Below are 20873 nucleotides of genomic sequence, written 5' to 3'. Positions count from 1 at the left end.
TCGGAATTTAAAACCATGTATATCACATGGGAGAGGGGTGGAACGGACGATGCGTATTTTGCATACAGGGGACTGGCATTTGGGAAAAACGCTGGAAGGACGAAGCCGACTGCGTGAACAGGAAGATTTCGTTGATGAACTCGTCAGGGTCGCTGATGAGCAACAGGCGGATGCCATATTGATGGCCGGAGATGTGTATGATTCGGTGAATCCTCCCGCAGCGGCGGAACAACTTTTTTATGAAGCGGCAGCGCGTCTGACGGAGCATGGAAGACCCCTCGTGGTGATTGCTGGAAATCATGATCAGCCAGAACGTGTAGCTTCTGTAACTCCACTTGTGAACAGACAGGGCATTACACTCGTAGGGATGCCTACTTCAGAAGCGGTAACCATCCATGCAAAGCGAACCGGAGAAATTGCACAGATTGCCGCATTACCTTATCCTTCTGAAGCCAGATTGAATGAATTGCTGACAACAGATGGGGACGAAAATGTGCTTCGTCAGGCATACAGTCACCGGGTGGGCATGTTAATGCAGCGTCTGGCAGCTTCTTTTCGCCCGGATACCGTGAACTTGGCCATGAGCCATATCTATGTGCTCGGCGGACTTGAGAGTGATTCGGAACGTCCGATTCAGATCGGTGGGGCCTACACGGTGGATCCATCATCTTTAGCGACTGGTGCGCAATACACGGCGCTTGGGCATCTTCATCGTGCACAGGCTGTCAAAGGAGACGGTGTGATTCGATATAGCGGTTCTCCTCTCGCCTACAGCTTCTCGGAAGCAGGGCAGAGCAAGTCTGTCACGATGGTTGATCTGGCGCCGGGTGGAGCAGCACAGGTAGAAGAAGTTTTGTTAACGTCCGGGCGTCCGCTTGTACGTTGGCAGGCCCGTGGTGGTTTGGCAGAAGTATATCGCTGGCTGGATGAGGGGCGTGATCCGCAGGCTTTTATCGACATGGAAGTGTGGCTGGACGAGGCGATGTCCCTGAAGGAGATTCAGCAGCTGCGAAAATCACATGAAGGTATCATTCATATTCGCCCGGTGTATCCCGAGATGGCTGCAGCAGGACTTTTGGAACAACGATCCGAGCTGCCGGTCCACGAACTGTTCCGTAAATTTTATCAGCGTCAGACCGGTGGTGCACAACCGGAAGACAGCCTGGTACAGCTTTTCCTGGAACTTGTGGATGAAGACGAGCCGGGTGCGCGTGAGGAGGTCGAGGAAAGATGAAGCCAATTCTATTAAAAGTTGCCGGACTGCAAAGTTACCGGGAGATGCAGGAGATTGATTTTACCGTGCTGACAGAGACGGGGCTATTCGGTATTTTCGGTCCAACGGGCAGTGGTAAATCTTCCTTGCTCGATGCCATCACACTCGCCATGTACGGAAAAGTGGAACGTGCGGTGAACGGGACGCAAGGCATTATGAATCATGCAGAGGATTCGTTGTCGGTTGCTTTTACATTTGAACTGATGTCGGCGGAAGGCACTCGAAGGTTCCGGGTAGAGCGACGTTTCAAACGAAATAATGAAGTTTCGGTGAGTAACACGATCAGCAAATTCATAGAGACGGTTAATGGCGAAGAACAGGTACTTGCCGACAAATTGGCAGATGTGAATCGCTGCGTTGAAGATGTGATCGGTTTGAAGATGGATGATTTTACACGGGCAGTGGTGCTTCCGCAAGGGAAGTTTGCCGAGTTTTTGTCACTCAAAGGCAGTGAACGTCGTCAGATGCTGCAACGATTGTTCCATCTGGAGAAGTATGGGGATCAGCTGGCCATCAAATTAAGTCGGCGGGTTAAGGATAATGATATGGTTCACCAATCTCTTGCTGCGGAGCAACAGGGACTTGGGAATGCCAGCAAGGAGACGCTGGAAGAAACGAAACGTCTTCTTCAAAACGCTGTTCAGCAGTCTGAATTGTCCCGCAAAGCGCTGGATGAAGCTGTGAAGGAAGCTGAACAACTGGGCAAAATTCGTGAGTTAAGTAACGAACGGCAGGCCCGGACGGATGAACAGCAGAAGCTGAAAGCACTGGAACCACAGATAGAGGTAGGCGAACAACGGCTGAAACAATCCGTTGCGGCAGATGCAATACTGCCTGCATTGCAGACGATTCGAGATGCCATGGCTACACAGAAGCAGCGGCAGGATACTGCCGAGACAGCTCATCAGCAAGCACTGGAACATGAGCGTCTGGCTGTTCAGGAAGCGGAGAAGGCTGAGACGGCACGCAAGCAAATGACTGAGGAAGAACCGAAACTTCTGCTGCGCCTGGAGCAACTCGAACAAGCAAAAGAGCTGCAACGTGAACGGGACGGACTTCAAGCCGATTGCTCGCGCCTCGCGCAGTTGCTGGAACAGGGGCAGAGCGAACAAACTGCGCTGGGACAGCAGCTTGAGAAAGAAAAGGAACTGCAACAGCGCGGACGCAAACGGCGAGAGGAACTACAGGAGAGCCTCAAGCCAAATGAAGTGAAGTCAGAGGAACGCAGGCAACTTCAAGCTGCGCTAGAACTGAAACATCGTGTGGATACTGCCGCGGAGCAGTTGCAGCAAAATAAGGCTGACATGCAAGCCTATAAGCAATCGGCAGAACAGGGAGCCGACAAGCTGAAGGCGGCGGCTGAGGAAGAAAAACGCCTGAGTGATCAGCGTCAGCATCTGGTAGAACAGGCGTCAGCAGGTCTTGAGGCCTTGCTTGCCTGTGAGCAGGACATTAGCCGCGAACAAAGCCTGCTGGCCCTTGCGGAGGAACGGCTGCGTGGCACGATGCGCGAGCAGGAGCTGCACCGGCTGTCCTCCGCCTTGCGCGCCGAACTGCACGACGGCGAGCCATGCCCGGTGTGCGGCTCGCCGCATCACCCGCTCCCGGCTGCCCCGCCGGGAGAAGGTCCGCACGCAGGCGACGCGGACCTGGAACTGCTGCGCAGCCTGCACGCGGAGCTGCAGGAGCTGCGCTTTGGGCTGCGCCAGCAGCTGCACGAACGTCGCAGCCTGCTGACGCAGCTTGGCGCTGCGGCCGGCGAAGCTCCGGCCGCAGCCGAGGCCGCGCCTGCGGCAGCGGAGCCCGAGCCCGCCGGGTCGCCCGAACACGGGCGCTCCCCGGCAGGCTGGGCATCGCGTGCCGCTGCGCTGCGCGAAGCCGCGCAGGCGCTGGCTACCGCAGCAGCGCCGCTCCAAGCCGAAGCCGCCGCGTTACAGCAGGCGGCTGTGGGCGCGCAGCAGCGCCGCATGGAAGCGGCAGCTGCGCAAGAGGCCGGCCGTGCCGGGCTCACCCAGGCGGAGCGCAAGCTGGCTGAGAGCGAGGCCGCAGCGGCTACTTTGCAGAGCCGCTGGGCCGCAGAACTGCCGGGCATCGCTCAGGAGGAGGCCAAGGCCCTCTATCAGGCGATGCAGGAGCGCGATGCGCGCGCCGAAGACATCAAGGAACGTCTGAACAAAAGCGTGACGTTCCTTGAGGAAAAAGACCAAATCATTCAATCTCTCCAGCAGAAGCTGGTGGAATTGGACAAACAACTGATTCAGTGGCAAACGGAGTGGCAGGGCAATAGCAAACAGCTGGCCGAGAAGGAAGAACGCTTGCGCCAGTGGGTTGGGGAGCAACGGGTAGAAGATCTGATTACTGCGGCTCAGGCTCGTCTGGATGGACTGCGGAAAACAGCTTCGGACTCGGCACAACGCTTCAAAGAAGCGGACACGCTGAAGCAGGAATCAGCCAAGAAAGACGTCATGGCACAGCAGGCAGCCGCCTCGGCCACAGAACATCTGCAACAAGCACAGGAACGGTGGAAGCAATTGCTGGAACAATCTCCATTTGACTCAGATGATGCTGTTGTATCCGCGGCAATTCCTGCACAGGAAGCAGAGCGACTGGCAGGGGAGATCCAGCAGCACCGGGAACGTGAGCGTGAACTGGCATCCCAGTTGCGTGAACTGGAACAAAAGCTGGGTGGTGCTGTCGTATCGGAGGAACAGTGGTTAGCCTGCACCGAACGTTTGCAGCAGGTCCGAATTGAGGACGAGGCTGCCCTTCGTGCCAAAGCACGTGCAGAACGTGATTTGGAGGATGTGGAGCAGCGACATGTTCGCTGGACCGAACTGGAGAACAAGCGGGTGGAGGTAAGCCGTCAAGGCGAACTGCTCAGCAAGCTGCAATCCGCGTTCAGAGGCAATGCTTTTGTTGAGTATATTGCGGAGGAACAACTGATGCAGGTTAGTCATGCGGCATCTCAGCGTCTGCGCTTCCTGACCAAACAGCGTTATTCACTGGAGGTGGATTCCGGTGGTGGTTTTGTGATCTGTGATGATGCCAACGGGGGAGTCAAACGACCGGTATCAACGTTGTCAGGTGGCGAGACATTTTTGACTTCGTTGTCACTGGCCTTGGCACTGTCGGCCCAGATTCAACTGCGAGGTCAGTACCCACTTCAATTCTTCTTCCTGGATGAAGGGTTTGGTACCCTTGACCCTGAACTGTTGGATACCGTCATTACGTCTCTGGAAAAATTGCATGACGATCGATTGGCTGTTGGTGTCATCAGTCACGTGCCTGAACTGCGTGCACGCTTGCCGCGCAAACTTGTGGTGATTCCGGCAGGTGAGGCCGGAAACGGCTCACGTGTGGTCTTGGAGACTCTGTAGAGGGCAATGTGTAAGCAATATAGATCATAGAAGCGCCTCTAATAGTCCAAGCAAAATGAATATTAGAGGTTGTTCAAAAAGTCCGCTTTTGATTACGAATGGTGCCTAGCGGCATCATCAACATCTAATATGGAATTCAGCTGAAATAAGTAGGGGCTTACGAAGGTTGTTTCCTTCGGAAACATTACGGTTGCTCACGTAGTTCTATCTATGCTCCGCTACTCCATTTCTAGCTTTATCCCGTCTTTTTGGTACTGAAAACCGCCCTTTTTAAACATGCACTATTACGTAATATTATTTTTGTGAAAATATTTCTTTTCCTGCTTTTATAACTTAGCGGAGTGAGTTACATCACAGATACAGGTTCATCCCACTGTTATACTACAGTTAAGCCGACAAACTTTATTTAAGTACCCCGGCGGACATCTGATCAGGACGTTTCCTGAATAGATGTCCGCGCAGCAGACTTCCAAGGAAGCCGCTCACGGGGTGCTTCTTTTTTGTGTTTTCTCATCAGTAGTGTCAATTCGCCCAGTTCTGAATACCATGAAAAGGTGATCAAGAGCAGAATCAGGGAGGCGTTGGCAAGTGGAAAAAGTGGAAGCGAAGAAAATATGCAAAGAACACATGCACCGTTATGTATGTGTACAGATGAAAGACGGTATGCACTACGATGGCATTATGGAAAATGTGGATGATGAAATGATCTACCTGGCTGTTCCCGTTGGACCAGAAGCCATGGTGAATCATGCGAACTGGGCTCCAAATGCAATGCCTGGGGCAAACTATCCGATAGGTCATACTCGCGGATTTTATCCAGGTTACGGCTACCCTACGCCTTATCCGTATTATGGTTATGGCCGTAGACGTTTTAACCGACTGGTGCTCCCGTTATTTGCGCTTACAGCGTTAACCCTTTTACCGTATTATTGAAATTAGAAAAAACAGTCATAACTGCAAGTGACACATTCTTATGTACCCTATGGGCATCCTATGAAAATCCTCGAAAATAACTAGCTGAGGATGGATGTTTCATTCATGGTACCGTACAGCATGAATTAGAGAGGTCTTATCACATACAGAGTCTCAGCCTGATGTATCGCAACAGTCTTTGCAATACAACTGGCAACATACCGAATATCTAAAAAGGTCATGCCTGTGCAGAAGCGAACTTCTGTAAGGCATGACCTTTTTTTGAATCTAATTAGTGTAAGGTCGATGATGAACGGATGGCACATAACGTGTATTTAACTACTGAAAGCAGACCTGGCCTGAACGTCCGCAGCAGCAATCGGTGTACTGCATCCTGAATATGCGAGAACGTCCTATGTGCAAGCTTACGATCAAGACACCGAAAAGCTTTAATTCTCTATCCCGATAAAAAGCTTCGCTTCGGGTGGAATCCATGCTGTTCTCTTGCCACGATTGGAGGAGCGGAGCATGATGTGAGCGCTGACGAATCTGAGGCATCTTATTCAAGGCTTTGAAGCGTCCTCAGAATTTTAAGGAATCTGATACACGTTATAACCGAATAAACAGCCGCTTTCAGCATTTTTTTGAGTTATTTCGGGAAATAACGTGCCTGATGTTCCTTATAATTTCAAATTAGCGCCTGAACGCCAAATGAGACGTCCTGTGTTCCTTAGAGAATGGTCAACTACCCATTCGCAAGTATCAGCCAGCACGGACTTCAAAATGCCCTTAACTTAATGCAGATTTCAAATCCTCCAGTAAATCTTCAACATCCTCGATCCCAACGGAGATCCGAATCAAACCATCCGTGATCCCCAATTCTTGCCGACGTTCATAAGGAATGGAGGCATGCGTCATTCGGGCAGGTACAGAGATTAAACTTTCCACCGCGCCTAGACTTTCAGCCAATGTGAAATAACGGACTTTGCTTAACACGTCATCTACTTTTTCAGCACTGCCTACATCAAAGGAAACCATACCGCCATATCCTCTCGCTTGCATGGAAGCAAGCTTGTGCTGCGGATGGTCGGGCAGTCCGGGATAATAAACTTTACTCACTGTTGGATGCTGATTCAGAAATGTCACAAGCTGCTCTGTATTGCGCTCTTGCGCTTCCATCCGCAATCCCAATGTTTTAAGACCTCGCATTAACAGCCAGGAATCCATAGGTCCCAGAACTGCGCCAATTGCATTTTGAATAAAATGCAGATCTTCACCAAGTTGCTCGCTGTTGACAACCGCAAGTCCTGCCACGACATCACTATGACCGCCGATATATTTCGTTGCAGAATGCAGTACAATATCTGCCCCAAGAGCCAGCGGGGTTTGCCAATAAGGGGTACTAAACGTGTTATCCACGATGAACAACAATTCATGTTGTTTCGCCCATTTCCCTACAGCAGCAATATCGGTGACTTTGAGTAACGGATTGGTAGGTGTTTCTACATAGATGGCCTTTGTATTGGATCGCAAAGCCTGCTCCAGTGCTTGTAGTGAGGTGGTATCTACAAAAGTAGACTCGATACCCAGACGATTCAGCACCTTGGTGAAAATGCGATAGGTCCCGCCGTATACGTCATCCGTCAGAATGACGTGATCTCCTGTTTTCAACAGAGACAGTACAGCGTGAATTGCAGCCATGCCCGAACTAAAAGCAAAACCTCGAACGCCATCCTCCAGCTCTTTAATGACTTCTTCCAACGCATGACGGGTAGGGTTGCCTGTACGTGAATACTCGTATCCTTTGTGTACGCCAACTGATTCTTGCTCATACGTGCTTACTTGATAGATCGGTACACTCACTGCTCCAGTGTGTGGATCACCGACAATACCTGCATGAATCAGCTTGGTTTTTGGTCTCATTTCATTGTCCTCCATTATAGATATTTTGGCTTAAATACCGTTCGCTGCTATCCGGGAAAATAACGACGATGTTACTTCCGTGAGCTGCGTGAACGGCTTCGTTTAATGAGGCTTGCATAGCTGCACCTGAGGAACTTCCTACCAGTAAGCCTTCCAACAAGGCCAGATCCTTGACCCGCTCAAAGGCATCTTCATCTGAGATCGTATGAATGGCATCAAAGTAACTCACATCCATAAAAGAAGATAACGTTTCGACCCCTATTCCTTCTGTACGATGTGGTCCCGATGGACCTCCTGCGAGTATCGAACCTTCGGGTTCTACGATACATGTTTTAATTAACGGTTTTTGCTCCTTCAAATAGCGAGATACTCCCATGAAAGTTCCGCCAGACCCGGCTCCGGCGACATATACATCCACCTGCCCGTTCAGATCACGCCAAATCTCAGGACCCAGATGTTCATAATGTGCGAGTGGGTTATCTGCATTGGAGAACTGACCTGGAATATACGAACCCGGTATTTCTTTCGCCAGCGATTCCGCCTTGCGTATGGCACCAGTGATTCCTTCGGATGTGGGTGTGTTGACGACCGTAGCACCAAGGGCTTTCATCAACTGCTGCTTCTCAACACTGAACTTCTGAGGTACGGTGAAAATGACCTTTAAATTCAGGCCTACAGCCGCCATTGCAAGACCAATTCCTGTGTTGCCTGCAGTAGCTTCGATCACCGTTCCACCTGGTTTAACATCTCCTCGTGCCAAGGCCTTCTCCAATAAAAACTTGCCGATCCGGTCTTTCACACTTCCTCCGGGATTCATGAATTCCAGTTTGGCGAACAGGCGGATTCCTTCCGGTAATGGATAACGAGTTAATTCAAGCAGAGGTGTATTACCTATAAGTTCCTGTACATGTTGATAAACGGTCAAATTAACCAATCTCCTTTTGTGTGTCATTAACCATACATATTTGTTTAATTGGGAAAAGTGCGTGATAAAACCATATTTCAATAAAATGGCTTGGTATACATCCAATGTTGTATAGTGTTCGGCTCGATGATAGATGGAGAGTTGACCTGGAATACCTGGTTGTGTGTCTAGAGATTGGACGTGGGTTTTTACTTTTAGTATGATAGAGGGGAATACATACACTGGAATACAAAGGAGGGTATGAACTATGGATTGCTTATTTTGCAAAATTGTAGAGGGCAGCATTCCCTCCAATAAAGTACTGGAGAATGACCATGTTATCGTTTTTCATGACATCCAGCCCGCTGCACCGACACATGTTCTTGTCATTCCGAAGAAACATATTGCTTCCATGAATGAAGTTACTGCAGAAGATCTGCCGTTGATCGGCGAGATTCATCTGGCTGCTCAAGAAGCTGCGAAGCGTCTTGGCGTGGAGGAAACAGGATATCGATTAATCAACAATTGTGGTAAGGATGGAGAACAAACCGTTCATCATCTGCATTACCATTTGTTGGGTGGTACCAGACTTGGCGTGTTGACAAGTCTGTCCGATTCTCACAAATAAACGAGCTAATGGGTACTACTATTGAGGATTTAGTCATATGCATTAAATCCACGAATGTGTGACCAAATGCTTATATAATGAATTCATTTCATAATACCTTTGAGTTATAAAATGGATTCAAATAAGTGATCATTACATTGAGGTTGACACCTTTATTATCTTTCGCCTATAATGTAAGATGATGAACCGTGTTATTGCTCTTGGACGGTCTGGTCGGAGGGAGGGAAAACTGGTGTCTGAAACTAAAGTTCGCAAAAACGAGACTATTGATGCTGCACTTCGTCGTTTTAAACGCTCCATCGCTAAAGATGGCGTATTGGCTGAGGTGAAGAAACGTAAGCATTATGAGAAGCCAAGCGTAAAGCGCAAGAAAAAGTCCGAGGCTGCTCGTAAGAGAAAGTTTTAGGAGGATTTTAATTACATGAATCTTAGCGAACGATTGAACGAAGATATGAAGCAAGCGATGAAGAGTAAGGACAAGTTCAGACTCTCCAACATTCGGTTGATTCGTTCGACGATCAAGAATCTTGAAATAGATTTGAAAAGAGATTTGGATGACAACGAAGTGCTTGATATCCTGAGTCGTGAAATCAAACAGCGCAAAGATGCCCTCCAAGAATTTGACAAAGCGGGCCGTGAAGATCTCGCGGCAAATGCAAAAGCGGAAATTGAAGTACTCATCCAGTACCTTCCCACACAGCTTACCGAAGAAGAAATTAAAGTTATTGTACAGCAGACCATCCAGGAAACCGGTGCTTCTTCGAAAGCCGAGATGGGGAAAGTCATGGCGGCCCTTATGCCGAAAGTTAAAGGCAAAGCGGACGGCAAACTGGTAAATCAAGCAGTTCAACAATTTCTGCAATAAAGCAAATCAATAAACACCTTCTGACTTGTCAGGAGGTGTTTTTTCCATTTATCAGAAGGCATCATGTCCTTGGGATGACGAAATTTCTTTTTAATGGTTAATATATATTATTATGGATTTTTATTCTTGCAATTGATTGAGTTTTCAAATATAATTTTAAGATTTTGAAACGAAATGTTGCATTGCACGTAATAAATACCATAAGCTGGACAGTATAACATTAATGGAAAAGGGGGGACTATTGTGAAGGGAAAGCGCCGGAAGAAGCTTACGGGGCCATTGATGCTCTTAATGCTGCTGACGCTGTTGCTTCCTGTCTGGATTGGATCACCGTCAGCGCATGCAGCTGAGAAGAGTGGTGCCGTATATATTATTCCGGTTGATAAACCAATCGAGCAGGGACTTGGCAAGTTCATGGAACGCGGGTTCAAGCAAGCAGAAGAGATGAATGCTGGCCTGATCGTTCTTGATATCAATACGCCGGGAGGCCGTGTCGACACTGCAGAAGCATTAGGTACCCTAATTAAGGACAGTCCGATTGAGACTGTTGCATTTGTTCGTGGAGATGCTGCTTCAGCAGGGAGTTTTCTGGCTCTGAATGCAGATAAGATCGTAATGTCACCAGGCAGTATGATTGGTGCGGCAGCAATGGTCGACAGTACGGGTAAACATGTTGATGATCCAAAGCTTGTTGCATTCTGGAAAAGCAAAATGCAGGGAGCGGCTGAAATCAGTGGTCGTGATGGCAAGATTGCAGCTGGAATGACGGATGTTAACATCGTTGTTGAAATGCCAGAGATCAATAAAACCAAGCAAAAAGGTGAAATTATTGCTCTCTCGGCTGAAGAAGCGCTGAAAGTTGGTTATGCCGACCACATCAGTAACACACCGGAAGAAGCGGCAGCTTGGGCAGGTTACAGTCAAGATGACGTATTTAAGGTAGAACGAACAACAGCGGAGAATATTTCCTCTTTTCTTACTAATCCGGTTGTTATGACTGTGTTATTGTTCCTCGGAATCGCGGGTGTGATCATTGAATTGATTGTTCCTGGTTTTGGAGTTCCTGGTATTGTAGGTATCGTGTGTTTCGTGTTGTATTTCTCGGGTAATTACATTGCGGGATTTGCCGGAGCAGAGACATGGGTGCTATTTACCGTCGGACTCATCATGATGATTCTGGAGATGTTTATTCCGAGCTTTGGTATTCTGGGGATTTTGGGATCAATTGCGCTTGTGGCCGGTGTTGTAAGGGCTGCTTATGATACGAGTGATGCATTTGTATCTCTAGGTATCGCTTTTGGAGCAGCACTGGTAGTCATTGCGATCATCTCAATTATCTTTAAGGATCGAGGGATATGGAATCGCTTCATACTGAGTGATAGCATGTCTGCGGATCGGGGTTATTCATCAGCCACAGAACGTAAAGAGCTGGTTGGTCTGCAAGGAATCAGTCTGACACCACTTCGTCCTTCTGGAACAGCGATGTTTGAAGGGGAACGAATTGACGTTGTGACCGACGGAGATTTTATTCCCATCGATACTCCGATTATTGTGATTAAAGCGGAAGGTACCCGGATTGTGGTTCAGCAAGCTTTGCCGGTGTAACTCGCTCTGTTGTCGAAGCGGATTAACGCTTCGGCAATGTACATAACCACGTAGCTGAAGCTGCCAGCAAGGTGGTGCATTCTTTCATTTAGCAGCGGACTCAAGAGTGTATTCTCAAATATTTTTATCAAATTCAAATTGCAAATGGAGGAAATTAAATGGACACATCTATGATTACGATTTTGCTCATTGCGGTAGTAGGTATTATCGTATTGAGCGTATTCTTCAGCTTTTTCCCGGTTATGCTCTGGGTTTCAGCGATTGCATCCGGCGTACGCGTAAGTATTATTACACTGGTAGCGATGAGACTGAGACGTGTAACGCCTAGCCGTATCGTTAATCCAATGATTAAAGCAACTAAAGCTGGTCTTAAACTTTCAATGAACCAACTGGAAAGTCACTTCTTGGCCGGTGGTAACGTTGACCGTGTTGTAAACGCTCTGATTGCTGCACAACGTGCCAACATTCCACTCGAATTTGAACGTGCTGCTGCGATTGACCTCGCAGGTCGTGACGTATTACAAGCCGTACAGATGAGTGTTAACCCACGAGTTATCGAAACACCGATTGTCTCTGCGGTTGCCAAAGATGGTATTGAAGTTAAAGTTAGAGCACGGGTTACGGTTCGTGCCAACATTGATCGTCTCGTCGGTGGTGCTGGTGAAGAAACGATCATCGCCCGTGTTGGTGAAGGTATCGTAAGTACGAACGGTTCCTCCAATTCTCACAAAGACGTCCTGGAAAATCCGGATCTGATCTCTCGTACTGTATTGTCCAAAGGTCTGGATGCTGGTACTGCTTTTGAAATCCTGTCCATTGATATTGCGGACGTTGATGTAGGTAAAAACATTGGTGCCTTCTTGCAAACAGAGCAAGCAGAAGCTGACAAACGTATCGCTCAGGCAAAAGCCGAAGAGCGTCGCGCAATGGCCGTAGCCCAAGAGCAAGAGATGAAAGCACGCGTAGTGGAAATGAGAGCACGCGTTGTTGAATCCGAGTCCCAAGTACCTTTGGCAATGGCTGAGGCACTTCGTAACGGTAAAATCGGTGTGATGGATTATATGAACCTGAAGAACATTGAAGCGGATACTCAAATGCGCAACACATTGGGAAAACCTGGTGAAGGTTCGAATTCCAACGATCAGGGTGATTCCAAAAACGGAAGATAGGCGGTGAGTGCATATGGGCCTATTTGAATGGATTTTTGATAATTTGTATATTGTGGCCGTCATCGGTTTTGCACTCTTCTCCTTCTTGGGGAAAGCTGCCAAATCGGCTGATCCGAACAAAAAGCGTCCTGCCAACGGGATGCCTACATTTGGAGGCAGTGGTGATTCAGGCCGGGATGAACGTTCAAGAGACAATTCATCTCCGCAGCAGTCTTCCGGACCTACAGACCCCCGCTATGATGAACAGTATGATGATCGGTATGATGACGTGCAATATGAGAATCAGTATGATGAGCCGTATTCGGAGCCTGCTGCATCTTCTCGCCCCGCAACTGACTACAGAAGTGAGGGCACGATGAGTGCGATGGCAAATTCACTTGAGGAACAGATGAGAGGCATGGAAGAACAGCAACGTTTGATCGAAGAACGCTTGAATCGCATCTCTTCTGCGAATCGGCCAGTTGTGTCTGATTCCAGTTGGGATGAGACCAGCAGCGATGGATCGGGAGCGTCTCCGCTTCGTCCGGCAGACATTCGCACAGGTGTCCTGTGGGCAGAAGTACTGGGTTCCCCTCGTTCCAAGCAACCGTTTGGTACAAGAGGAAAACTGTAAACAAGTCAATTTATTGGACGGAAATAAAGCCGTCTCTGGTGAGCATAAAGCCGCCGGAGACGGCTTTTTCTGTGTTCTATCCTTTTTTCTCAACATTCGTCCCTAACACGCCCCGGAATTTTCATAAATTCATGAATCTGCGCATAAGTTGAACTGTAGAGGAAGGGGGAAGACCTTCGAATGACCCGGATCAGCCGCAAGCTGCGCAGATGGACCAGTGAAGTGTTGGATCTGCCGCAGGATGTGCTTTATGATATGCCACGGTTAACCCTGATCGGCAGTAAGCAACTGTATATAGAGAACCATCGCGGTGTCATCCATTTCACGCCGGATCGTATCGTGTTGGCTCTTTCCCAAGGCCAGTTAGAGATCAAAGGAACTGCCTTGGTGATACGTAATATTTTGCCGGATGAAGTAGCTGTCGAAGGAAGGATTCTGGATATTCATATGAATGGAGTGGAGGGGAACGGATGAAGCAGCCCAGTCTGTACAAACTGCGGGGAGCAGTCCGAATAACGGTCACTGGGGGAGACATTGAAACATTAATCAACACGGTGGCAGAGCAGGGACTGGAAGTTTGGGACCTGCGTGCTCACGATGGACGCGTGGCAGAGATGAATATTCTGCTGCCGCATTTTTTCAGGTTGCGTCCTGTGTTGAAACGGACAGGCTGCAGGGTGAAAGTAACCCATCGCAGCGGTTTCCCCTTTTTTGCGGCCCGATTATTGCGGAGGAAGTTCTTTCTTGGGGGTATGCTGTTTTTTGTGGCAGCTTTGTTTGCGTTGTCGTCCATGGTATGGAGTGTGGAGGTCAAGGGTAACGTCACCATTCCCACCGACGAGGTGCTTGCAGCAGCGAAGAAAGAGGGCATATATCCTTTGCAATGGGGGTTCCGTCTGCAAAGCCAAGACAAGCTCTCCAGGCAGCTTGCACTCGCTCTGCCGGATGTAACCTGGATTGGCGTGAGCAAAGAGGGGACAACCATTACCATTCAGGTCGTAGAATCTGCCCAACCAAAGCGCGAACCATTACTGAACCCCAGACATCTGATCAGTAAGTCAGATGCTGTGGTCACTCAAATCTATGCGGAGCAGGGACGCCCTGTTGTTCAGAAGGACATGCGTGTCAAAAAGGGTCAGGTATTGATCTCAGGGATTCTCGGGGATGAGGAGAACACCAAAACAATCGTTGCCAAAGGCGAAGTTCGTGGTCTGGTATGGCGTGAGTATCAGGTAGAGGTTCCGCTAGTGCAAAAACATAATACAATGACAGGTGAGAGCAAAGAACGTTTTTACATGGTACTGGGGAATTGGGCGATTCAACTGTGGGGGTACGGAAGTACACCGTTCAGTTCATTTGATACCGAGAGTAATCATAAACCATTAACGTGGCGATCCTTTACACTTCCTATGGGTTGGCTGACAGAGAAAGATCTGGAGACCCGAGAGCATGAGCAACAACAGACGATAGAATGGGCCAGAACGAAAGGATTGGAAGGAGCAAGGAACGATATTATCGCCAAAAACGGCAAAGGAACAAAAATTATAAGTGAAAAAATTTTGCATGAGAAGAAAGAGAATGGTAAAGTTTATATGAAAGTCTTATTTGAAGTAGAAGAAAGCATTGCGGAAGAACTTCCGCTAGTCCATAGTCAAGGAGAATGAGGATATTTGTCAGAGCAAACACGCAGCATACAAATCTCCCTCCAGAGTGCGGGAGAGGGCCAATCTCTTTTTGGACCCCAAGATACTTTTCTTAAACTGATTGAATCCGAGATTCCCGCCCAGATTGCATCCCGTGAAGCGGAGATTGTGATTTTTGGCAACGCACAGCAGGTGGAATCGCTTGAACAATTATTTGATGTGTTACTGCAATTGATACGCAATGGATATGTGTTAACCGAGAGAGATGTGAAGTATGCGATTGAACTTGCCAAGGATATGCGGGCAGACCAGCTATTGGATCTGTTCAAGGGCGAGATTACGACGACATATCGAGGTAAACCAATCCGTGTTAAAACCATTGGACAGAAGCACTATGTAACTACAATTAAAAAACGTGATATTGTATTTGGCATTGGTCCTGCCGGTACGGGTAAAACCTACCTTGCTGTTGTACTGGCTGTTGCCGCGATTAAAGAAGGTAGCGTCAAACGCATTGTACTCACACGGCCTGCTGTTGAAGCGGGAGAGAGTCTTGGATTTTTGCCAGGTGATCTTCAGGAGAAGGTAGACCCTTATCTGAGACCACTGTACGATGCCCTATATGACGTTATGGGACAGGAACAGACCGCTAAGGCACTGGAGCGAGGGTTAATCGAAATCGCGCCACTCGCCTACATGCGGGGGCGTACGCTGGATGACTCCTTCATCATTCTGGATGAAGCACAGAACACAACGCCGGAACAGATGAAGATGTTTCTAACCCGTCTTGGTTTTGGCTCCAAAATGGTCATCACCGGAGACGTGACACAGATTGATTTACCGCGTGGTAAGAAATCCGGGCTTGTGGAAGCGAATACGATCTTGAATGAAGTTAACGAGATTGGATTTGTCTATTTTGCCGAGCAAGATGTTGTACGGCATTCCCTTGTCCAGAAAATTATCGTGGCTTACAACCACGCCGCAGAAAATCAAGCATAGAAAGGGATTGTCTAAAGTGACCTCGAAGGAACCGTCAAAAGGCAAATCTTTTCAGAATAAGGCTACAGGATGGAAGTATAGCGTGTGGGCACGCTATCTTCTGTTTTTGTTTCTGGTGATTCTTTTCTACGTCAGTCTGGCTTCCAAACTGCTCCCTGAGCGCTATGATATTCAGGAAGGGACACGGAGTGAAGTGGACATTGCTGCGCCCATGCAGATTCCGAATAACAAGGCCACACTCAAAGCACAGGAAGAAGCTGCTGAACGGGTACAGCCGATATTTCAGATTGTCCAGTTGCGAAACGAAAATTTGATGACTACCCTGCTTGATCGTGTAGATCGATTAAATCAGGATGATCAGATTTCAAGTCAGGATAAGATTGATATTTATCGGGATGAAATTCCACAGCGCCAGAAGGATTTTGTGACCAACTATATCAATAATAATCGGAAAGCCGGTACATACTCCGAGACTCTTTTGGAAGAAATCAGAAATGTGGTACAGGAGCAAAGCTACCGTATTCCCGAAGAAACTTACATCAAAATCTCGCGTCTGACATCGGATGATATCCAGGAGATGAAACCGGTTGCGAGGGATATTGTTGCCCGGTTAATGACGGATCAGATCAGCGATGCAACCACTGCCCGTGCCAAAGTAGCTGAGATGGTGAGTGTCAGCTCTCTTGGTAAGCGAACGCAACGTGAGGTCGTGCAAGAGCTTGCTCGCCTTGTGGTGACCGCGAACCGCTTCTACGATGAAGAGGGAACTAAGGAAGCCAAAGTACAGGCGCGTGAGAACACGCAAACCGTCTTTATCAAGCAAGGGGACACATTAGTTGCCAAGGGTGAGATGATCACCCCGGAGATGTATACTTTGCTGGATGAGAATGATTTGCTGAAAAATGAAGTGAACTACTGGCCGCAGCTTGGACTTCTTATGTTTTCCTGCCTGTTGTCAGCAGCCATTCTGATGTATATTCAGCAAGGCAGCGGAACACATTTTAAATATAATAATGCCCAGCTGTTGATGCTTGTTCTCATTTTTATTATTACGATTGTGGTTATGCATGTGACGGCGATTATCCAGACCAATGAGAGGTCTTATGTTGGCTTCCTTGCACCTGTTGCGGTAGGAGCGATGTTAATTGCCTTGTTACTGGATACCTCGCTTGCCTTTGTATGTTCGATATTGATCGGTATGTTGTCCAGCATCATTTTGAATACCCATCAGGGTCAGCTTTTTGACTTCGAATTAGGTTTCTTCGCTGTATTGGTTTCGTTTGTTGCGATCTTCGCAACTCATAAGGCTAGCCAGCGATCAACGATCCTGAAAGGGGCCATTATGGTCTGTCTGTTCGGGTCGATAGCCGTCTTCACCTTGGCTTTGATTGACTCGGGCGATTGGAATCGAACCACGACACTGTACGGTGTTGGATTTGCATTTGCGGGTGGCGTATTAACTGCCATACTGGTCATTGGGCTGATGCCATTTTTTGAAACTTCATTTGGCATCTTGTCAGCGCTCAAACTGGTGGAACTGTCTAATCCGAACCATCCGCTTCTTCGTAAGTTGCTGACGGAGACACCGGGTACCTATCATCACAGCGTTATGGTAGGGAATCTGTCCGAAGCAGCAGCAGAAGCCATAGGAGCTAACGGATTGCTATGCCGAGTCGGTTCGTATTATCATGATATTGGCAAGACGAAGCGCCCGATCTATTTTATTGAAAATCAGAACAATATGGAGAATCCACATGATTCAATTGATCCGAAACTGAGCAAATCCATTATCGTTGCCCATGCGCGCGATGGGGTGGAAATGCAGAAGGATTATAAGCTGCCCAGACCTATTCGGGATATTGCGGAACAGCATCACGGCACGACATTTCTCCACTATTTCTATCACAAAGCACTGCGCCAGGCGGAAGAAGCAGGTGTTGAGCCTGATTTCACGGAAGAAGATTTCCGTTACCCTGGGCCGAAGGCTCAGTCCAAGGAATCGGCTATTGTTGGCATTGCTGATAGTGTAGAGGCTGCTGTGAGATCTTTGCGCAAACCGACAGTGGAGCAAGTGGAGTCCATGATTGAGAAGATTATTAAAGGACGATTGGATGATCATCAATTCAATGATTGTGACCTTACGATGCGTGAACTGGATATCGTCGCCAGAACATTGAAGGAAACGGTGATGGGTATCTTCCACTCCAGGATAGAATATCCGGAGGAGATCAAGAAACCAAAGCCGACTTCACCCGAAGCAGGCTAATTCAATAATAGTTCGTGTTCAAAAAGGTTGGTTTTCAGTACCGAGAAGATGGGATGAAGCTAGAAATGTTTTTTTTGAACAACCTCTAATATGAGCAGACAGGAGTTATGAAAGAATGAGTCTTAACCTGGCATGGAATAATGAACAACAGGATAAAGAAATTACAGACCCGATGATTGCAATGCTGGAACAATTGCTGAATCTCGCAGGAGAAGCGGAAGGTGTGGCAGACGGGGAAGTGGCTCTGACTTTTGTGAATGATGAGCAGATTCATGAGTTGAACCGTGATTATCGCGGCATTGACCGTCCTACGGATGTACTGTCTTTTGCGATGAACGAAACGGTGGATGAAGAACTAGATATTATCTATGAGCTGGACGAAGATGAAGAAATGGAAGAAATGCCGGATGTTCTTGGAGACATCATCATTTCCGTACCACGGACCATCCTGCAAAGTGAAGAGTATGGACACTCATTTGAACGTGAACTTGGTTTTCTGTTTGTCCATGGTTTCTTGCACCTGCTCGGATACGACCATCAGGATGAAGCGAGTGAGGCTGAAATGATGGGCAAACAAGAAGCGGTATTGGCCCAGGCCGGGTTGACACGATAATGAAAAGACGCTCCTGGGGTCTGGTATTCCGCAATGCTGCGGAAGGAATCGCATATGGGTTGCGGACTCAGCGTAATGTGAGAGTTCACACGGGAGTGGCTATTTTGATGTGTGTAGCCGGCTTTTTTTTCAGAATCTCAAGAACGGATTGGATGTTTGTGCTGACCGCTGTCTTTTTGGTCCTGGTGACTGAATTGATGAACACGGCTGTAGAGGCAGCGGTTGACTTGGCACACCCCCATATCCATCCGCTGGCAAAAGCGGCAAAGGATACCGCGGCCGGGGCAGTTCTGCTGGCTGCGGTATTCGCCGTCATCATCGGTTGTATCGTTTTCATTAAGCCGGTGATGAGCTGGCTGGGTTTGTACTGATTTTGTATTAACTTTGATTCGTTTTGTGATTTTAATACTACACAAATTTGTGAAGTTAGACCGTTTTTAAGTTGAACTTGTTGACATTACACGATAACGAAGAGGACAGAAATAAACCTGTAGAAGCGAAGCGTTCGCCTTTATCCCCGGATTTTCACGTTGAAAAAGTGAATCAAAAAATCTGGGGGTAACAGCGATCGAAGGGTTATTCTGGACTCGGAGTGGCTAGTGTAAAATTGGCTTTGGTTGAACTTAATTCGTAGGTACTAACTTTATATTGCACCCTAAGGGAGAGATTATTAATGGATAACGGTTTGTTAATGCAAGAAGCAATTAAGGCACGTACGAAGGCGTATACGCCTTACTCCCATTTTGGTGTTGGCGCGGCTTTGCTTGACAGTGAAGGTCATGTGCATCATGGTTGTAATATTGAGAATGCTGCGTATACACCAGGTAACTGTGCTGAGCGTACAGCGATGTTTAGTGCCATTGCAGGTGGGCAGAAGCCTCGCAGCTTCACAGCGATTGCCATTGTGGGAGACACGGATGGTCCGATTGCTCCATGTGGCGTATGTCGTCAGGTCATGTACGAACTGTGTGAACCCGATATGAAAGTCATCTTGGGGAATTTGAAAGGTGATCTGCAAGAGACCACCGTTGCTGAACTGTTACCTTGGGCTTTTGGGCCTTCTGATCTGAATTCTGCCAAAAAATAAACCAATACATTCCAGGCCTAGGCGCCTGAGGAGGAACATATGAAAAAACAAAAATTCAAATCCGGTTTTGTAGCCATTATCGGACGTCCAAACGTTGGTAAATCCACTTTGATGAACCAAGTCATCGGACAGAAAATTGCAATTATGTCGGACAAGCCGCAAACAACCCGTAATAAAATTCACGGTGTATATACATCGGACAATCAACAGATCGTTTTTCTGGATACACCAGGGATTCATAAACGTCAGTCCAAATTAGGCGATTATATGAACCAGACCGCTTTGAACACACTGAGTGAAGTAGAAGCAGCCTTATTCTTGATTGATGCTTCCGAAGGAATGGGCGGTGGTGACCGCTATATTGCGGAACAGCTGAAAAATATCCGTACGCCTGTCATTCTCGTTATGAACAAAATTGACAAAATTGAGCCGGAAGCGCTGTTACCACTTATTGAAGAGTATCGCAAATTACACGATTTCGCTGAAATTGTGCCTGTGTCTGCCAAGCATGGCAATAATGTCAGCACATTACTGGAACAGCTCGGCAAGTATCTGCCTGAAGGTCCACAGTACTATCCTGACGACCAGGTTACTGACCATCCGGAGCAGTTTGTATGTGCCGAGTTGATTCGTGAGAAAATTCTGCAAATGACTCGTGAAGAAGTGCCTCACTCCATTGCTGTAACGATCGAAGATATGAAAGTGCAAGATAACGGTGTCGTTTATATCTCAGCTGTCATATTTGTGGAACGGGATTCGCAAAAAGGGATCATTATCGGCAAGCAAGGTGCCCTTCTGAAAGAAGTGGGTAAACGAGCTCGACATGACATTCAAAACTTGCTTGGCTCCAAAATTTTCATGGATCTGTGGGTCAAAGTGAAAAAGGACTGGAGAAATCAGGATCGAGTTCTGCGTGATCTTGGCTTCGGGCGCGACTGATCATCCGAGTTGTATCCAGTAATTGCAACACATAGTTTACCTTGCAAGACTCCATCC

Annotated in this window: 19 protein-coding genes; 17 read left to right on the top strand and 2 right to left on the bottom strand. The window is 47.8% G+C overall.

Annotation, left to right across the window (positions count from 1 at the left end):
* Positions 1 to 49 precede the first annotated feature (49 nt).
* From MKY95_RS24160 to MKY95_RS24150, 3 genes are all read left to right on the top strand, one after another.
* Complete coding sequence (locus tag MKY95_RS24160; protein ID WP_036672068.1) at positions 50 to 1234, top strand: exonuclease SbcCD subunit D; 1185 nt, start codon at positions 50 to 52, stop codon at positions 1232 to 1234.
* Positions 1231 to 4650 carry an SMC family ATPase gene (locus tag MKY95_RS24155; RefSeq protein WP_036615057.1) on the top strand — a complete coding sequence of 1140 codons (3420 nt, stop codon included), beginning with the start codon at positions 1231 to 1233 and terminating at the stop codon, positions 4648 to 4650. Before MKY95_RS24160 ends, MKY95_RS24155 begins: the two co-directional genes overlap by 4 nt.
* 588 nt (positions 4651 to 5238) lie before the next feature.
* Positions 5239 to 5583, top strand: a complete 345-nt coding sequence (locus MKY95_RS24150; RefSeq protein WP_036615054.1) for a hypothetical protein — start codon at positions 5239 to 5241, stop codon at positions 5581 to 5583.
* Between the two features lie 768 nt (positions 5584 to 6351).
* On the opposite strand, the gene MKY95_RS24145 is transcribed toward MKY95_RS24150, so the two are convergent.
* Together MKY95_RS24145 and MKY95_RS24140 are read right to left on the bottom strand one after the other, a co-directional pair.
* On the bottom strand, positions 6352 to 7485 hold the full coding sequence (locus MKY95_RS24145) for a bifunctional cystathionine gamma-lyase/homocysteine desulfhydrase (RefSeq protein WP_036615052.1): 1134 nt from the start codon (positions 7483 to 7485) through the stop codon (positions 6352 to 6354).
* A 1-nt stretch (position 7486) separates the two neighbouring features.
* On the bottom strand, positions 7487 to 8410 hold the full coding sequence (locus MKY95_RS24140) for a cysteine synthase family protein (RefSeq protein WP_076318857.1): 924 nt from the start codon (positions 8408 to 8410) through the stop codon (positions 7487 to 7489).
* Between the two features lie 247 nt (positions 8411 to 8657).
* Here MKY95_RS24140 and MKY95_RS24135 point away from each other — a divergent pair, with 247 nt between their 5' ends.
* From MKY95_RS24135 to era, 14 genes are all read left to right on the top strand, one after another.
* Positions 8658 to 9017, top strand: coding sequence for a histidine triad nucleotide-binding protein (locus tag MKY95_RS24135; protein WP_024628477.1), 360 nt, complete (start codon positions 8658 to 8660; stop codon positions 9015 to 9017).
* Positions 9018 to 9249: 232 nt separating this feature from the next.
* Complete coding sequence (rpsU, locus tag MKY95_RS24130; RefSeq protein ID WP_005547957.1) at positions 9250 to 9423, top strand: 30S ribosomal protein S21; 174 nt, start codon at positions 9250 to 9252, stop codon at positions 9421 to 9423.
* Between the two features lie 15 nt (positions 9424 to 9438).
* Positions 9439 to 9882 carry a GatB/YqeY domain-containing protein gene (locus tag MKY95_RS24125; RefSeq protein WP_017687237.1) on the top strand — a complete coding sequence of 148 codons (444 nt, stop codon included), beginning with the start codon at positions 9439 to 9441 and terminating at the stop codon, positions 9880 to 9882.
* A gap of 282 nt (positions 9883 to 10164) precedes the next feature.
* A complete protein-coding gene (locus MKY95_RS24120) occupies positions 10165 to 11487 on the top strand; it encodes an NfeD family protein (RefSeq protein WP_051447387.1) in 1323 nt (440 codons plus the stop codon).
* 158 nt (positions 11488 to 11645) lie between these two features.
* Complete coding sequence (gene floA, locus MKY95_RS24115; RefSeq protein WP_036615045.1) at positions 11646 to 12656, top strand: flotillin-like protein FloA; 1011 nt, start codon at positions 11646 to 11648, stop codon at positions 12654 to 12656.
* A 13-nt stretch (positions 12657 to 12669) separates the two neighbouring features.
* Entirely contained in the window at positions 12670 to 13269 is a 600-nt protein-coding gene (locus tag MKY95_RS24110) for a hypothetical protein (protein WP_076318858.1), read from the top strand.
* Positions 13270 to 13449: 180 nt separating this feature from the next.
* The gene (yqfC, locus tag MKY95_RS24105) at positions 13450 to 13743 is read left to right on the top strand and encodes a sporulation protein YqfC (protein WP_076318859.1); all 294 of its coding nucleotides are present in this window, start codon (positions 13450 to 13452) and stop codon (positions 13741 to 13743) included.
* Positions 13740 to 14933 (top strand): sporulation protein YqfD, encoded by a 1194-nt coding sequence (gene yqfD, locus MKY95_RS24100; RefSeq protein ID WP_076318860.1) that lies wholly within the window; start codon positions 13740 to 13742, stop codon positions 14931 to 14933. The genes yqfC and yqfD overlap by 4 nt, the downstream gene beginning before the upstream one ends.
* 6 nt (positions 14934 to 14939) lie before the next feature.
* The gene (locus tag MKY95_RS24095; RefSeq protein WP_017687243.1) at positions 14940 to 15911 is read left to right on the top strand and encodes a PhoH family protein; all 972 of its coding nucleotides are present in this window, start codon (positions 14940 to 14942) and stop codon (positions 15909 to 15911) included.
* Positions 15912 to 15927: 16 nt separating this feature from the next.
* On the top strand, positions 15928 to 18177 hold the full coding sequence (locus MKY95_RS24090) for an HDIG domain-containing metalloprotein (protein WP_036674803.1): 2250 nt from the start codon (positions 15928 to 15930) through the stop codon (positions 18175 to 18177).
* A 115-nt stretch (positions 18178 to 18292) separates the two neighbouring features.
* Complete coding sequence (gene ybeY, locus MKY95_RS24085) at positions 18293 to 18790, top strand: rRNA maturation RNase YbeY (RefSeq protein WP_036615036.1); 498 nt, start codon at positions 18293 to 18295, stop codon at positions 18788 to 18790.
* Positions 18790 to 19161, top strand: a complete 372-nt coding sequence (locus MKY95_RS24080) for a diacylglycerol kinase family protein (RefSeq protein WP_017687246.1) — start codon at positions 18790 to 18792, stop codon at positions 19159 to 19161. The genes ybeY and MKY95_RS24080 overlap by 1 nt, the downstream gene beginning before the upstream one ends.
* 302 nt (positions 19162 to 19463) lie before the next feature.
* On the top strand, positions 19464 to 19877 hold the full coding sequence (locus MKY95_RS24075) for a cytidine deaminase (RefSeq protein ID WP_036615035.1): 414 nt from the start codon (positions 19464 to 19466) through the stop codon (positions 19875 to 19877).
* Positions 19878 to 19916: 39 nt separating this feature from the next.
* Complete coding sequence (gene era / locus MKY95_RS24070) at positions 19917 to 20816, top strand: GTPase Era (protein WP_017687248.1); 900 nt, start codon at positions 19917 to 19919, stop codon at positions 20814 to 20816.
* Positions 20817 to 20873 lie beyond the last annotated feature (57 nt).

Origin of the sequence: Paenibacillus sp. FSL P4-0176 (assembly GCF_037975265.1) — a bacterium.
Classification (GTDB): domain Bacteria; phylum Bacillota; class Bacilli; order Paenibacillales; family Paenibacillaceae; genus Paenibacillus; species Paenibacillus amylolyticus.
Note: the sequence above shows the minus strand (reverse complement) of the source record. Positions and strands in the feature narration are given on the sequence as shown.

What these genes read in the sequence shown, in the direction of transcription:
- MKY95_RS24075 (WP_036615035.1), top strand. Translation starts at nt 19,464, where the DNA reads ATGGATAACGGTTTGTTAATGCAAGAAGCAATTAAGGCACGTACGAAG.
- MKY95_RS24080 (WP_017687246.1), top strand. Translation starts at nt 18,790, where the DNA reads ATGAAAAGACGCTCCTGGGGTCTGGTATTCCGCAATGCTGCGGAAGGA.
- yqfD (WP_076318860.1), top strand. Translation starts at nt 13,740, where the DNA reads ATGAAGCAGCCCAGTCTGTACAAACTGCGGGGAGCAGTCCGAATAACG.
- MKY95_RS24135 (WP_024628477.1), top strand. Translation starts at nt 8,658, where the DNA reads ATGGATTGCTTATTTTGCAAAATTGTAGAGGGCAGCATTCCCTCCAAT.
- MKY95_RS24120 (WP_051447387.1), top strand. Translation starts at nt 10,165, where the DNA reads ATGCTCTTAATGCTGCTGACGCTGTTGCTTCCTGTCTGGATTGGATCA.
- MKY95_RS24160 (WP_036672068.1), top strand. Translation starts at nt 50, where the DNA reads ATGCGTATTTTGCATACAGGGGACTGGCATTTGGGAAAAACGCTGGAA.
- MKY95_RS24110 (WP_076318858.1), top strand. Translation starts at nt 12,670, where the DNA reads ATGGGCCTATTTGAATGGATTTTTGATAATTTGTATATTGTGGCCGTC.
- yqfC (WP_076318859.1), top strand. Translation starts at nt 13,450, where the DNA reads ATGACCCGGATCAGCCGCAAGCTGCGCAGATGGACCAGTGAAGTGTTG.
- ybeY (WP_036615036.1), top strand. Translation starts at nt 18,293, where the DNA reads ATGAGTCTTAACCTGGCATGGAATAATGAACAACAGGATAAAGAAATT.
- MKY95_RS24155 (WP_036615057.1), top strand. Translation starts at nt 1,231, where the DNA reads ATGAAGCCAATTCTATTAAAAGTTGCCGGACTGCAAAGTTACCGGGAG.
- era (WP_017687248.1), top strand. Translation starts at nt 19,917, where the DNA reads ATGAAAAAACAAAAATTCAAATCCGGTTTTGTAGCCATTATCGGACGT.
- floA (WP_036615045.1), top strand. Translation starts at nt 11,646, where the DNA reads ATGGACACATCTATGATTACGATTTTGCTCATTGCGGTAGTAGGTATT.
- MKY95_RS24145 (WP_036615052.1), bottom strand. Translation starts at nt 7,485, where the DNA reads ATGAGACCAAAAACCAAGCTGATTCATGCAGGTATTGTCGGTGATCCA.
- MKY95_RS24125 (WP_017687237.1), top strand. Translation starts at nt 9,439, where the DNA reads ATGAATCTTAGCGAACGATTGAACGAAGATATGAAGCAAGCGATGAAG.